Annotated in this window: 15 protein-coding genes, 1 tRNA gene and 1 pseudogene; all 17 read left to right on the top strand. The window is 67.8% G+C overall.

Annotated elements, in window-relative coordinates; all coding sequences use genetic code 11:
• Positions 1 to 56 precede the first annotated feature (56 nt).
• The 17 genes and pseudogenes from tsaB (at position 57) to NPA30_RS08210 (ending at position 13736) form a co-directional block, all read left to right on the top strand.
• A complete protein-coding gene (gene tsaB, locus NPA30_RS08290; protein ID WP_256802153.1) occupies positions 57 to 746 on the top strand; it encodes a tRNA (adenosine(37)-N6)-threonylcarbamoyltransferase complex dimerization subunit type 1 TsaB in 690 nt (229 codons plus the stop codon).
• Positions 747 to 788: 42 nt separating this feature from the next.
• The gene (locus tag NPA30_RS08285) at positions 789 to 1154 is read left to right on the top strand and encodes a nucleotidyltransferase domain-containing protein (protein WP_256802150.1); all 366 of its coding nucleotides are present in this window, start codon (positions 789 to 791) and stop codon (positions 1152 to 1154) included.
• Positions 1141 to 1398, top strand: coding sequence for a ribonuclease toxin HepT-like protein (locus tag NPA30_RS08280; RefSeq protein ID WP_256802149.1), 258 nt, complete (start codon positions 1141 to 1143; stop codon positions 1396 to 1398). The genes NPA30_RS08285 and NPA30_RS08280 overlap by 14 nt, the downstream gene beginning before the upstream one ends.
• Before the next feature lie 152 nt (positions 1399 to 1550).
• Positions 1551 to 2039: a ribosomal protein S18-alanine N-acetyltransferase gene (gene rimI, locus NPA30_RS08275; protein WP_306228831.1), complete on the top strand. Its 489-nt coding sequence runs from the start codon at positions 1551 to 1553 to the stop codon at positions 2037 to 2039.
• Positions 2036 to 2935, top strand: a complete 900-nt coding sequence (locus NPA30_RS08270) for a lysophospholipid acyltransferase family protein (protein WP_256802146.1) — start codon at positions 2036 to 2038, stop codon at positions 2933 to 2935. The genes rimI and NPA30_RS08270 overlap by 4 nt, the downstream gene beginning before the upstream one ends.
• Complete coding sequence (gene miaB, locus NPA30_RS08265) at positions 2932 to 4350, top strand: tRNA (N6-isopentenyl adenosine(37)-C2)-methylthiotransferase MiaB (RefSeq protein ID WP_256802143.1); 1419 nt, start codon at positions 2932 to 2934, stop codon at positions 4348 to 4350. The genes NPA30_RS08270 and miaB overlap by 4 nt, the downstream gene beginning before the upstream one ends.
• A 41-nt stretch (positions 4351 to 4391) precedes the next feature.
• Entirely contained in the window at positions 4392 to 5393 is a 1002-nt protein-coding gene (locus tag NPA30_RS08260; protein WP_256802413.1) for a PhoH family protein, read from the top strand.
• Entirely contained in the window at positions 5390 to 5923 is a 534-nt protein-coding gene (gene ybeY, locus NPA30_RS08255; protein WP_256802142.1) for an rRNA maturation RNase YbeY, read from the top strand. Before NPA30_RS08260 ends, ybeY begins: the two co-directional genes overlap by 4 nt.
• 23 nt (positions 5924 to 5946) lie before the next feature.
• Entirely contained in the window at positions 5947 to 7017 is a 1071-nt protein-coding gene (locus NPA30_RS08250) for a hemolysin family protein (protein ID WP_372338783.1), read from the top strand.
• 104 nt (positions 7018 to 7121) lie between these two features.
• Positions 7122 to 7457 (top strand): MmyB family transcriptional regulator, encoded by a 336-nt coding sequence (locus NPA30_RS08245; protein WP_256802136.1) that lies wholly within the window; start codon positions 7122 to 7124, stop codon positions 7455 to 7457.
• Positions 7454 to 7588 (top strand): hypothetical protein, encoded by a 135-nt coding sequence (locus NPA30_RS08240; RefSeq protein WP_256802135.1) that lies wholly within the window; start codon positions 7454 to 7456, stop codon positions 7586 to 7588. Before NPA30_RS08245 ends, NPA30_RS08240 begins: the two co-directional genes overlap by 4 nt.
• Before the next feature lie 200 nt (positions 7589 to 7788).
• Positions 7789 to 9393 (top strand): apolipoprotein N-acyltransferase, encoded by a 1605-nt coding sequence (lnt, locus tag NPA30_RS08235; RefSeq protein ID WP_372338771.1) that lies wholly within the window; start codon positions 7789 to 7791, stop codon positions 9391 to 9393.
• 136 nt (positions 9394 to 9529) lie between these two features.
• The gene (locus NPA30_RS08230) at positions 9530 to 9958 is read left to right on the top strand and encodes a helix-turn-helix domain-containing protein (RefSeq protein WP_256802134.1); all 429 of its coding nucleotides are present in this window, start codon (positions 9530 to 9532) and stop codon (positions 9956 to 9958) included.
• Between the two features lie 189 nt (positions 9959 to 10147).
• Positions 10148 to 11356, top strand: coding sequence for a methionine adenosyltransferase (gene metK, locus NPA30_RS08225; RefSeq protein WP_256802133.1), 1209 nt, complete (start codon positions 10148 to 10150; stop codon positions 11354 to 11356).
• Positions 11357 to 11375: 19 nt separating this feature from the next.
• Positions 11376 to 12071, top strand: coding sequence for a tRNA (guanine(46)-N(7))-methyltransferase TrmB (trmB, locus tag NPA30_RS08220; RefSeq protein WP_372338782.1), 696 nt, complete (start codon positions 11376 to 11378; stop codon positions 12069 to 12071).
• Positions 12072 to 12385: 314 nt separating this feature from the next.
• Positions 12386 to 12462: transfer RNA gene (locus NPA30_RS08215), tRNA-Arg, on the top strand.
• A gap of 104 nt (positions 12463 to 12566) precedes the next feature.
• Positions 12567 to 13736 (top strand): annotated as a pseudogene (locus NPA30_RS08210) (IS3 family transposase).
• The last annotated feature ends 108 nt before the right edge of the window (positions 13737 to 13844 follow it).

Here is a 13844-nt window from a genome sequence, read left to right as displayed (position 1 = left end):
CTGAAGTCGCGGCGACCCCGCTCTAGCGGGGCGGCCCGAGCGCGCCCCTCGTCCGGATGATCCCGCTGCTTCTCGCCATCGACACGTCCGGCGCCTCCTGCGCCGTCTGCCTCTACGACGCGACGCGCGACGTGGTTCGCGCCGCACGCGCGCCGGAGATCGGCCGCGGCCATGCCGAGCGGCTGATGCCGCTCATCGACGAGGTGCTCGCAGAGGCCGGCACATCCTACGGTGCGATCGGCCGCATTGCGGTGACGGTCGGCCCCGGCTCCTTCACCGGCCTGCGCGTCGGCGTCGCCGCAGCGCGGGCGCTGGGTCTGGCGCTCGGCGCCCCCAGTGTCGGGGTGACGACGCTCGAGGCTCTCGCCGCGCCGCATGCCGGTGCGGCGCCGGTCCTCGCCGTCCAGGATGCCAAGCGCGGCGAGATCTATGCCGCGCTCTACGATCGAGACGGCGCCGAGGTCCGCGCGCCGGCCGCTCTGACGCCGGACGCCCTCGCGGCCTTCGTGGATCCCGCCGGCGAAAGGCTTCGGATCGTCGGCAGTGGCGCGGCGATCGCGTTCGAGAGGCTCGGACCGGAGGGCGTCGCGTTCGTCGATGCACAGGCCCGCGTCGCCATCGCCGACGTCGCCCGCATCGGAGCGGTCCGGGAGGCATCGGCGCCGCCGCGCCCGCTCTACCTGCGGGGTGCCGACGCCAAGCCGCAGGCGGCCAGCGGGCTGCGCGCGGCGGTCGGCGGGGCCTGAGGCACCCGCTCATGTCGGTGCGCCGTGTCGTCCGGCTCGCGGATGCGCTATGAGAGCTATGAACGACGAGCGGGTGGCACCATGACCACGAGCCTGTTGGACCGGGTGATCGAGACGCGCACGACCGAGCGCCGGCGGCTTGCGGAAGCGCGCGCCGCGCAGATCCTCGAGCGTGCCGAGCGCCAGGGGCTGAGGATCAGCATCATCGGCTCCCTGGGCACTCCGCGGTTCCGGCTGCATTCGGATGTCGACCTGTTCGTCCACGGCCCGATCGACACCGACAAGCGGATGGCCGTCGAACGTCTGGTCGCGGATGCGTTGCGCGACACGATGCTGCCCTACGACATCGTCTACGAGGGTGATCTTTTGCCCGAGCGTGCGCGCGAGTTCCTCGATGATCGCGTTTAGCCATCCGATCTTCGTTCGCCTTTCGCTGAAGCTCGATCGGGCTGCGAACGAGCGTCCGGCCGTGCTCGATCCGGGTCTCTATCGCTCCCTGACGGAACTCAAGGGGTTCCGGCATCTGCTGCGCCATCGGTATGGGCTGGAGCTCGACCCGGTCCGCGTGGCCGAGAATGTCCAGCGCGTCCGATCCACCTTCCCGGCCTTCGTCGAGGCGGTCGTCACGCTGGAGCAGCGCTTCGCACGCTGAGCCCGGCGAACCGAGCCTGCGGTGACGCCGTGGTTGGCCCAGCCGGGCGAAATGCTAAGACGGCACCGAGAGGAACGAGTCGCGCGAACGAGGTGGCGGCGGACGTGTACTGGTATCTGCCCTGGCTGTGGACGCTGTCCTATTGGGACTGGATGTTCGGTGAGGCCGGCGTCGTGCCGACACCGCTCGAGCCGGACGACCTCGAGCGGGCGGCCGAGCTTCACAGCGAGGCCTTTTCCCGCGCCTGGTCCGCCGACGAGTTCGCCTCGCTGCTCGCCCAGGACGGCGCGTTCGGCTTTCTGGTCCGGCGGATCGGTCAGCCGCGTGAGGAAGCGATCGGCGTCGTGCTGGCGCGCGCGAGCGCGGGTGAAGCCGAGATCCTGACCATTGCGGTCGACCGGAAGGCGCGCCGGCAGGGCATCGGCCGGCTGCTGATGGACCACGTCCTGCAGCATCTCCATGCCATCCGCTGCCCGGAGCTGTTCCTGGAGGTGGACGAGGAAAACGCTGCCGCGCTTTCGCTGTATCGCCGGCTGCGCTTCCAGGAGGTCGGGCGGCGTCCGGCCTATTACACCGCGCCCGACGGGCGGAAGACCGCGGCGCTCGTCCTGAAGCGCGAACTGCGGCAGCGGGTGCCATGATCGCCTGGCTCCGCGTCGGCCTGATTGCTTCAACGCTGACGCTGATGACCCTCGTGCAGATGCCGCTCCAGAACCTTGCGATCGCCCGCAAGTGGCGGCTGGCACGCCGGCTGCCTTTTCTCTGGCACCGCATCGCCTGCCGGCTGATCGGCATCCGTGTGACGCTGAACGGGCGGCCGGCCACGGAGCGCCCGCTGCTGATCGTCGCCAATCACCAGTCCTGGGCCGACATCACGGTGCTCGGCCGGGTCACCGAGCTGTCCTTCATCGCCAAGGCCGAGGTGCGAAGCTGGCCCGCCTTCGGCACGCTGGCGCGCCTGCAGCGCACGGTCTTCGTCGAGCGTGGGGAGCGGCACCGCACCGGCGAGCAGGCGGACGCCATTGCGGAGCGGCTGGTGGAGGGCGATGCGATGGTGCTCTTCGCCGAAGGCACGACGTCGGACGGCAACGAGGTGCTGCCCTTCAAGACCGCACTGTTCGGCGCGGCGCAGGCCGCGTTGCGCCAGGCGGGCGGCGCCGTGCTGGTGCAGCCGGTCGCCGTCGCCTATCGCGGCGCACACGGGCTGCCGCTCGGGCGCTACGGCCGGCCGCTCGCCGCCTGGCCGGGGGACGTGCCGCTGCTGCCACACCTCCTGGCTTTTCTGCGGGAGGGGGCGATCGACGTCGAGGTGTCGTTCGGCACGCCGATACCCTTCGACGCCGGCGGCGACCGCAAGCGGCTGGCGCGGCAAGTGGAATCGGAGGTGCGCCGGATGCTCGCGGCGAGCCTGCGCGGCCCGAACTGCCACGGGCGCTTGCAGTCCGTCGCGAGCCCCGACGATTCGGCGCTTGCGCGGGCTACGGGGCAATCTGATATAGGGAGTGAGACGGAGCGGTCTTTTCAGAAGGGTGCATGACCGAAGGACGGGACGATCGGGGCGTGGCGCAGACGGGAAGCAACGCCCGGAAGGTCTTCATCAAGACCTATGGCTGCCAGATGAACGTCTATGACTCGCAGCGCATGGGCGATGCGCTGGGTTCGGATGGCTATCAGCCGACCGAGACGATGGAAGACGCCGACCTCATCCTGCTCAACACCTGCCACATCCGCGAGAAGGCGGCGGAGAAGATCTACTCCGAGCTCGGCCGCATCCGCCTCCTGAAGGCCGAGCGCGCCAACGAGGGCCGTGAACTGCGCGTCGGGGTCGCGGGCTGCGTGGCGCAGGCCGAAGGGCACGAGATCATCGCCCGCGCGCCGGCCGTCGATCTCGTCATCGGACCGCAGACCTATCACCGCCTGCCGCAGGCCCTTGCGAAGGTCGCGCGGGGCGAGCGCGTCGTCGACATCGATCATGCGGTCGAGGACAAGTTCGACCATCTGCCGGCCTCGCAGGCAGGGCAGATCCGCGGGCGTGGCGTCGCCGCGTTCCTGACCGTTCAGGAGGGCTGCGACAAGTTCTGCACCTTCTGCGTGGTGCCCTACACGCGCGGCGCCGAAGTTTCGCGCCCGCTCGCGCAGATCCTCGAGGAGGCCCGGCGGCTCGTCGCTGCGGGGGTGCGCGAAATCACGCTTCTCGGCCAGAACGTCAATGCGTGGGAGAGCAGCGATGCGCAGGGCCGTGCCATCGGGCTCGGCGGCCTCGTGCGCCAGCTCGCCGAGATCCCGAACCTCCTGCGGCTGCGCTACACGACCTCGCATCCGCGCGACATGGACGACGCGCTGATCGCGGCGCACCGCGACCTGCCGGCGCTGATGCCCTATCTGCATCTGCCGGTGCAGTCCGGCTCGGATCGCATTCTCAAGGCGATGAACCGGCGGCACACCGCAGCGGACTATCTGCGTCTGCTCGACCGCATCCGCGCGGCGAGGCCGGATATCGCACTGTCCGGAGACTTCATCGTCGGTTTCCCGGGCGAGACCGACGCCGACTTCGAGGATACGCTGACGCTGATCCGTGAGGTCGGCTACGCGTCGGCCTTCTCCTTCAAGTACTCGCCGCGCCCCGGCACCCCCGGGGCGACGATGGAGGGCCACGTGGACGAAGGCGTGAAGGACGAGCGTCTCCAGCATCTCCAGGCGCTCCTGCGCGATCAGCAGGCGGCCTTCGCGCGCGCACAAGTCGGGCGCCGCATGCCTGTCCTGATCGAAAAGCACGGGCGCCATCCCGGGCAGATGATCGGGCGTTCGCCCTTCCTGATCCCGGTGGTTCTGCCGGCCTCGGCCGGGGCCATCGGGGCGGTGGCCGAGGTGCGCATCGAGTCGGTGCGGCCGAACTCGCTGATGGCAGAAGGTGCCGAGGCCATGCCCGAAGCCATGAGACTGCGGGCGTGAGCCCCTCGAGAACCTCCGCCCCGGTCGCGGGCGCCTCCGACATGGCCCATGTCGTCCTCAGCTTCGACGACAACCGCCTGGCGAGCGCGCTGTTCGGCCAGTTCGACGAGCATCTGGCCTTGCTGGAGCAGCGGCTTGGCGTCGACGCCCGCGCGCGAGGCAACAAGGTCGAGCTGCGCGGCGAGGCGTCGGCCTGCGAGCAGGCACGCCGCTCGATGGACTATCTGTACGAGAGACTGCAGCGTGGCCACGAGGTCCAGCCCTCGGACGTCGAGGGTGCCATCCGCATGGCGATCGCCCAGGACGACCAGCTCGTGCTGCCGACGCTCGAAAAGAAGGGGCGCATGTCGCTCGCCCAGATCTCCACCCGCAAGAAGACCATCCACGCGCGCACCCCGACGCAGGACCAGTACATGCGGGCGATGGAGCGCTCAGAGCTGGTCTTCGGCGTCGGGCCGGCCGGCACGGGCAAGACCTATCTGGCGGTCGCCCATGCGGCGATGCTGCTCGAGCGCGGGCAGGTCGACCGGATCGTCCTCTCGCGCCCTGCCGTAGAGGCCGGCGAGCGGCTGGGTTTCCTGCCGGGCGACATGAAGGAGAAGGTCGATCCCTATCTGCGGCCGCTCTACGACGCGCTCTACGACATGATCCCTGCGGAGAAGGTCGAGCGGGCGCTCGCCGCCGGCGCGATCGAGATCGCGCCGCTCGCCTTCATGCGCGGCCGCACGCTCGCCAATGCGGCGGTGATCCTCGACGAGGCGCAGAACACGACCTCGATGCAGATGAAGATGTTCCTCACCCGCCTCGGCGAGAACGCGCGCATGGTGGTGACCGGCGATCCGTCGCAGGTCGACCTGCCGCCCGGCCAGACCTCGGGTCTGGTGGAGGCCCTGCGGGTGCTGGACGGGGTCAAGAGCATCGTCACGGTGCGCTTCGAGGCGAAGGACGTGGTGCGTCATCCGCTGGTGGCCGCGATCGTGGAGGCCTACGAGAGCGACGCAACGCATCAGCGCGCGCCGTTCTCCCGGGGAGGTCCGGCATGAGCACGAGCCGCTATCCCGGCCTCGGTCTCAGCCTCGCGGTGGAGGATCCTGCGTGGGAGCGGCTCGGGCTCGATCTCGAGCGGCTGGTGCGCCGGTCGCTGGAAGCGGCAGCCGCGGGCGTGCCCTATGGAGTCGATCTCGCCACCGAGGTCGGCATCACCTTCTCGAACGACGCGGCCGTGCAGGCGTTGAACGCCGAGTGGCGCGGCAAAGATAAGCCGACCAACATCCTCTCCTTCCCGCTCGTCGAACTCGCGCCCGGCGACCGCCCGGCGCCGATGATGGGTGACCTGATCCTCGCGCGCGAGACGGTGCTTGCCGAGGCACGCTCCGAGGCGAAGGCGGTCGAGCACCACATCTGTCATCTTCTTGTCCACGGCTTCCTTCATCTTGCGGGCTTCGACCATCAGGACGACGCCGAGGCGGAACGGATGGAAGCGCTGGAGATCGCAATCCTGCACCGGCTGGACATACCGGATCCCTATGCGGACGGCGCGCTCGACGGCGGCGTCGCCTCCTCCGCGGCTTGAGGCACGAGAAGCCAATTTCGATGATGATGCGAAGCGACGAAACCTCCCGCCCCACGGACCTCGTGTCCGAGGATCGGCCGGCGAGCGAAGCCGACGGGGACCGAAGTCCGCACCGTCCGAGCGAGGAGGGCGAGCGCGGCTTCTTCGGCCGCCTGTTCGACCGCCTGAAGCCGCGCATGCCAGGCCTGCAGCGCCAGCACCTGGAGGACGCGCTGCTCCTGCAGGGCGCCCATCCGGATGCTTTTTCCCCGGCTGAGCGGGCGATGCTGAACAACATCCTCGGGCTGCGCGAGCTCCGGGTCGAGGACGTGATGGTGCCGCGCGCCGACATCGAGGCCATCGAGATCACCACGACGCTCGGTGACCTCCTGACCCAGTTCGAGGCGAGCGGCCATTCCCGCATGCCGGTGTATGGCGAGAGCCTCGACGATCCGCGCGGGATGATCCACATCCGCGACGTCGTCGGACATATCACGCGGGCCGCCCGCGCCAGTTCGGCCGCCCGGGCCCGCGCCAACGGCACTCCGACCGGCGTCTCGACCGGCCTGCAGCTCGGCCAGATCAACCTCTCGGCCAAGGTCGCCGAGCTCGGGCTGATCCGCAAGGTGCTGTTCGTGCCGCCCTCGATGCTCGCCTCCGACCTGATGGCGCGCATGCAGGCGACGCGCACCCAGATGGCACTCGTGATCGACGAGTATGGCGGCACCGACGGCCTGGTGTCGCTCGAGGACATCATCGAGATGGTGGTCGGCGACATCGAGGACGAGCACGACACCGAAGAGGCGATGATCGTGGAGAGCGGCGACGGCATCTTCTATGCCGACGCCCGCGCCGACCTCGAGGACGTGCAGAAGGTGATCGGCAGCGATTTCGACGTCTCGGAATATCGCGAGGAGGCCGACACGATCGGCGGCCTCCTGTTTTCCGAACTCGGTCGCGTGCCGGCGCGCGGCGAGGTGATCCAGGCCGTACCCGGCTTCGAGTTCCACGTGCTCGACGCCGACCCGCGCCGGGTGCGGCGGGTGCGGATCGTGCGCTTTCAGCAGGGCGACAAGCGGCGGCGCATCGTTCAGGGACTGGCCGAGGCGCCCTGAACTGCGCCCGGCCCGGGCGCTCGAAGGGTCAGCGGTGCTGCCAGGTCAGGGCGGTGGAGGGGTCCTCCAGCGGCGGCCGGGCGATGCTTGCGGCGTAGTTGGTCATGGTCGAGGCGGCGACGACCGCGACGACCTCGAGCAGGTGCTCGAGCTCGAAGCCGGCACGCGGGAAGGAGGCGATCGCGCCGCCGCGAAACCTGCTCCGACTGCTGTTCGATCACGCCGGGCTGCGGCCACATCTGGCGGACTGGGAAGCGTTCGGGGCCGCGATGATGGGGCGGGTGCACCGCAAAGCCTTCGGCCGCCTTCTCGACGAGCGGGCGCAGGCGCTGTTGCGCGAGCTCCTCGCCTATCGGGACGTCGGCCCGCCTGGCGTAGCGCGGACCTTGCGAGCAGCGCGCCGCTGGTGCCCCTGGGGCTGGTTCACGAGGGCACCGTGATCCGCTGCTTCTCGGTTGTCTGCACGATCGGCACGCCGCAGACGATCCTGACCGAGGAGGTTCGGCTGGAGTTCATGTTTCCGGCGGACGAGGCGAGCGAGCGCCACCACCTTGCCTTGATCGGCGCCTGATCGAGGCGAGTTCAGAGAAAATCATGGAGCTGGGACGCGGCGGGTCGGAGCGTTCAGTCGTCCGCCGTTTGGGCCGGGCACGAGGCCGCTCCCACCACCCCTGACGGGGAGCGAGGCTTGCGAAAGCTTCGTGCGCATTATAGGCCGCCCCGGGCGCGACGCCGGCTGCGTGTGAGCCAGCCCTCGAACGAAGGACGTCGATGAAGAGACTCGCCGCCTGGGTGATGCTGTCGGACGGATGGCGGCGTGCGTTACTGGCCGTCGGCGCCGGCGCCTTCGCGACCCTCGCCCTGCCGCCCTACAACGTTCCCGCCGCCGGCTTCGTCAGCTTCACGCTGCTCGTCTGGATGCTCGACGGGGCCGCTGGCGACCCGGGCCGGAACCTGGTGGCGCGCGCGATGCCGGCCTTCCGCATCGGCTGGCTGTTCGGCTTCGGCTATTTCGTGGCCGGACTTTGGTGGCTGGGCGCGGCGATGCTCGTCGACGCCGGCCTGTTCGTCTGGGCGATCCCGATCGCCGTGCTCGTGCTGCCGGCGATCCTGGCGATCTACTGGGCGCTTGCCGCAACGCTCGCCCGCCTCGTCTGGAGCGACGGTCCGGGGCGGATCTTCGCGCTCGCGGGCGCCTTTGCGCTGGTGGAGTATCTGCGCGGCATCCTGTTCACCGGCTTTCCCTGGAACGAGATCGGCATCATGGTCGCGCCGGTGCCGCTGCTGATGCAGTCGGTGGCCGTCGTCGGCCTGCACGGCCTGACCCTTGCCGCCGTCCTGGTCTTCGCCGCGCCCGCGCTCGTGGTGGACCGGCCGGACCGCAGCCGCACCGCAGCCATCGGACTCGCGGTCTTGCTGGTGTTTCTGCATGTGGGGTACGGGGCCTACCGCCTGTGGAGTGCCCCGCAGGGCTCCGCTGCCACGGTGGCCGTGCGCGTCGTCCAGCCGGACATCGCGCAGTCGCGCAAATGGGATGCGGCCGAAGCGGAGAGCATCTTCACCAAGCTGCTGGCACTGACCAAGGTGCCCGCCGCGACACCGCGGCCCGAGGGAGCGCGCCGGCTGGTGATCTGGCCGGAATCCTCGGTCCCCTTCATCCTGACCGAACGGCCGGACGCCCTTGCCCGCATCGCCGAGGCGCTGTCCCCGGGCGACACCCTGATCGCCGGGCTGACCCGGCTGGAGGAGGGCACCGATCCGGCCGACCCGCGCATATACAATTCGATCGACGTGATCAGCGACACCGGCGAGATCCTCGACGCGCGCGACAAGGTTCATCTGGTTCCGTTCGGAGAATACATCCCGTTCGAGGGTCTGCTGCGTCGGTGGGGCTTCGGGGATCTCGGCGAACTGCCTGGCGGGTTCTCCGCCGGCGCGTCGCAGGGCACCATCGCGCTTGACGTCGTGAAGTTTCTGCCGCTGATCTGCTACGAGATCATCTTTCAGGACGAGGTCGCCGACCACCTCGACCGGTCCGCGGCGGATGTCATCGTCAACGTGACAAACGACGCCTGGTTCGGACATACTCCAGGCCCCTATCAACATGTGCGGCAGGCCCAACTTACTTCGATTGCGTACGGGCTTCCGCTGATCCGCAGCGCCAACACCGGCATCTCGTTAGTGGAGGATGCGTACGGGCGCCCACTTCAGGGTCTATCGCTAGGTTCGGCCGGAGTGATCGATACGGAACTTACGGATCTTTCTGCCGCCACAATATTTTCGAAATGCCGTAACCTGCCATTTTTGTGTTTCTTGGCAATAACATGGATGCTCGCGTGTGTACGGAGATTTTCGATGCGCGCCCTGATTGATTGACTCGTCCATCAGGCAACGCATAGGCAGCTTCTGATCATGTGGAATTCCTGACGTCAGGAAGTATCCGGCGGCAATCCTCAGCGCTCGCGACGCGGCGCAACCTCTGGATGCTCGTCCGGCAGTATAGGTTGCAACGATGCTCGAGAACAAGAAGAAGCCGAATCCCATCGACGTGCATGTCGGTTCGCGCGTCCGGCTTCGTCGCACCATGCTGGGCATGAGCCAAGAGAAGCTCGGCGAGAGCCTCGGTATCACCTTCCAGCAGATCCAGAAGTACGAAAAGGGCTCCAATCGCATCGGCGCGAGCCGGCTGCAGCGGATGTCGGAAGTCCTCAATGTTCCGGTCGCCTATTTCTTCGAGGACGTTCCGGGCGGTGCCGCCGCCCGCGAGGGGCTGCAGGAGGCGCCGGGCTCGGACTATGTCGTCGATTTCCTCTCCAGCTCCGAAGGTCTCCAGCTGAACCGGGCCTTCGTGCGGATCGCCGACCCGAAGGTCCGGCGCAAGATCATCGACCTCGTGCGCTCGCTCGCCGACAGTGCCGATTCCGACACGCCGGAGCAGTAAGAAGCGCTCAAAACGACATCTCGCTTGCTTTTTGCGCCGTGGACCGCCAAACCGCGCTTCGGCGCGTGTGCGGACCAAACTCCGCCTTCGCGCGCCGGGTCTTCGCATTCCGAGCGAAAACCGGGCTCTTCCCGCGGCGCGGGTCGGCGCCCGACGTCACCAGCCGGTCGTTTAGAGGGCGAGAAGTTAATGGCGCGTAGCGAATATCTGTTCACGAGTGAGAGCGTTTCGGAAGGTCATCCGGACAAGGTCTGCGACCGCATCTCCGACGAGATCGTCGATCTCTTCTATCGCGAGGCCAAGCGTGCCGAAATGGATCCCGCAAAGGTGCGCGTCGCCTGCGAGACCCTCGCCACCACGAACCGGATCGTGATCGCCGGCGAAGTCCGCTGCTCGCTCGACGAGAAGAAGATCAAGAGCAAGGTGAAGTCGGCCGCGCGCAAGGCGGTGAAGGCGATCGGCTACGAACAGGACGGCTTCCACTGGAAGACCGCCAAGATCGACGTCCTCCTGCACGCCCAGTCGGCCGACATCGCGCAGGGCGTCGACGCCAGCGGCAACAAGGACGAGGGCGCCGGCGACCAGGGCATCATGTTCGGCTATGCCTGCCGCGAGACGCCGGAGCTGATGCCGGCGCCGATCTACTACGCCCACAAGATCCTCGAGCGCCTGGCCCAGGCGCGCAAGGCGGGCGAGGGCGAGGCGGTCAAGCTCGGTCCCGACGCCAAGAGCCAGGTCACCGTGCGCTACAAGGACGGCAAGCCGAGCGAGGTCACCTCGATCGTCCTGTCGACGCAGCATCTGGATGCCGGCCTCAGCTCCGAGGACGTGCGCCGGATCGTCGAGCCGTACATCCGCGAGGTGCTGAGCGACCTGACGATCGCCGAGACCTGCGTCTGGCACGTCAATCCGACCGGCAAGTTCGTGATCGGCGGCCCGGACGGCGATGCCGGCCTGACCGGCCGCAAGATCATCGTCGACACCTATGGCGGCGCGGCCCCCCACGGCGGCGGCGCCTTCTCGGGCAAGGATCCGACCAAGGTTGACCGGTCGGCCGCCTATGCCGCACGCTATCTCGCCAAGAACGTGGTGGCGGCCAAGCTGGCCGAGCGCTGCACCATCCAGCTGTCCTATGCCATCGGCGTTGCCGAGCCCCTGTCGATCTATGTCGACCTGCACGGCACCGGCAAGGTCGATGAGGCCGATCTGGAGAAGGCGCTGCGGGAGGCGATGGATCTGACGCCGCGCGGCATCCGTGAGCATCTGCAGCTGTCGCGTCCGATCTACGCGCGCACCTCCGCCTACGGCCATTTCGGCCGCAAGGCCGGCCGCGACGGGTCGTTCTCGTGGGAGAAGACCGATCTCGCGCCGAAGCTGAAGGCCGCCCTGCAGGCCTGAGGCTAGAAGGGTGACGGAGGTGGCGGAGCGCCCGTCCCGCGCGCGCGAAGCCTTCTTCGGCCGCCTCAAGGGTCCAAGACTGCGGCCAGGGCAGGCGGCCCTCCTCGCAGAGGCGCTGCCGGGACTGCGGCTCGATCTGTCGGAGCCGGCGCCGGCCGATCTCGCCCCGCTGTTCGGTGTGCCTGTGCGCGCCGTGCGGCTGGAGATCGGCTTCGGCGGCGGCGAGCATCTTCATGCCGAGGCCGCCCGCCGGCCGGAGGTCGGCTTCATCGGCATCGAGCCCTTCGTCAACGGCATGGCCAAGCTCCTGGCGCGCCTCGCCGAGCAGCCGCTCGCCAATCTGCGGCTGTTCGACGACGACGCGGTGCGGGTTCTCGACTGGCTGCCGGACGCGAGCCTGGAGGAGATCGACCTCCTCTATCCCGATCCCTGGCCGAAGCGGCGACACTGGAAGCGCCGGTTCGTCGGCGAGGGCAACCTCGACCGCTTCGCCCGTGTCCTCGCCCCCGGCGGCCGCTTCTGCTTCGCCTCGGACATCGACACCTATGTCGACTGGACTCTGCAGCACTGCGCCCGCCACCCGGCCTTCGACTGGACGGCGCGGCGCCCTGCCGACTGGACGGAGCCCTTCGCCGACTGGCCCGGGACGCGCTACGAGGCAAAGGCCCTGCGGGAGGGCCGTCCGCCCGCCTATCTCACCTTCCTGAGACGATAGCCCGGCAGCCGCTCGCCGCTCGCCGCGATCCTGTGCTCCGCCGCCGGCTTTGCGGGATCGGCTTGCGCGCGCACCCTTGCCGCCGCCCGCCCGATCGGATACGAACGTCGGGCCCGTGACGAGCGGGCACTGGCGTCTTGCGCGCCCTGCACCCGTAGCTCAGCTGGATAGAGTGCTGCCCTCCGAAGGCTGCTGTCAACGGGAGACGGTTAGGAAAATGCGAAGAAAAAGAGTTTGTTAACAAGGGCTTGCAGGGCAGATCGGTAGAGCTTCCAACTCACGGATTTTTCGCGTAAGCACCGCGTAAGCAACAGGCACCCATAGCTCAGCTGGATAGAGCGCTACCCTCCGAAGGTAGAGGTCTCAGGTTCGAATCCTGATGGGTGCGCCATTTCCATACAGAACTCTCAGCGCAGAACGCCGCCGTTTATGGTCTGCCCCCTGAAAAGTGGTCCTCCCTGAAGTAGGCTTTTGAGCCTTTGGAGGATGTCAGAAATGCCGAGGAAGAAGCACCAGCCTGAAGAGATCGTCGCCAAGCTGAGACAGGTCGATGTGCTGTTGACGCAGGGCCGATCGGTGTCGGAAGCGATCCGCACAATCAGCGTGACGCCGTTCACCTATTATCGGTGGCGCAAGGAGTTTGGCGGTCTGAAGTCCGACCAAGTGAAACGGCTGAAGGACCTGGAGAAGGAGAATGAGCGGCTGCGCAAGGCTGTCTCCGATCTCACCCTCGAGAAGCTGATCCTCAAAGAAGCCGCCTCGGGAAACTGGTGAGCCCCTCCCGGCGTCGCCGCTGCATCGACCACGCCGTCCTGAAGTTCGGCGTGTCGGAGCGGCTGGCGTGTCGGGTCTTGGGGCAGCACCGATCGACACAGCGCAAGGTGCCCAGGGGCCGGGCCGACGATGCGGCGCTGACGGCCGACATCGTCGAACTTGCCACCCAGTATGGCCGCTACGGCTATCGTCGGATTGCGGCCTTGCTGCGGGAAGCCGGATGGATGGTCAACGTGAAGCGGGTCGAGCGGATCTGGCGCCAGGAAGGTCTGAAGGTTCCGATCAGGCAGCCGAAGAGAGGCCGGATCTGGTTGAACGACGGTTCGTGCGTCCGGCTTCGACCGGAGCATCCCAACCACGTCTGGTCCTACGACTTCGTCGAGGATCGCACCCACAACGGCCGAAAGTTCCGCATGCTGAACGTGATCGACGAGTTCACCCGGGAATGCATCGCGATCAGGATCGACCGGAAGCTCAAGTCCACCGACGTCATCGACGTCCTATCCGACCTCTTCATCCTGCGCGGTGTGCCGGGGCATGTTCGCTCTGACAACGGTCCCGAGTTCATCGCCAGGGCGGTGCGGGAGTGGATTTGCAGCCGTCGGCGCGAAGACCGCCTTCATCGAACCTGGCAGCCCGTGGGAGAACGGCTACTGCGAGAGCTTCAACTCGAAGCTTCGCGACGAGCTCCTGAACGGCGAGATCTTCTACAGCCTCGCCGAGGCCCGCATCGTCATCGAGAGTTGGCGCCGGCACTACAACACCCGGCGCCCGCACTCCTCGCTCGGCTACCGCCCTCCAGCGCCCAACGCCGTGCTGTGGCCGGCTGCGCCACCCCAACCCGCTTCGCCTGCCACCTCAAACGTCGCCGACAAGCCCACCATGCATTAGTTTTGAACTGGGCCACCTAATGGGGGCAGGCCAGCACTCGTTTGTACTTGCGCTTAACTTGTTTTTCTCCAAAATCTGTCGACACGAATATATTGACTGGCGCCTTGC

The organism is Mangrovibrevibacter kandeliae (assembly GCF_024519155.1).
In the GTDB taxonomy this organism is placed as follows: domain Bacteria; phylum Pseudomonadota; class Alphaproteobacteria; order Rhizobiales; family Rhizobiaceae; genus Mangrovibrevibacter; species Mangrovibrevibacter kandeliae.
The sequence above is the reverse complement of the archived record's forward strand: the minus strand, read 5'-3'. Positions and strand labels throughout refer to the sequence as shown.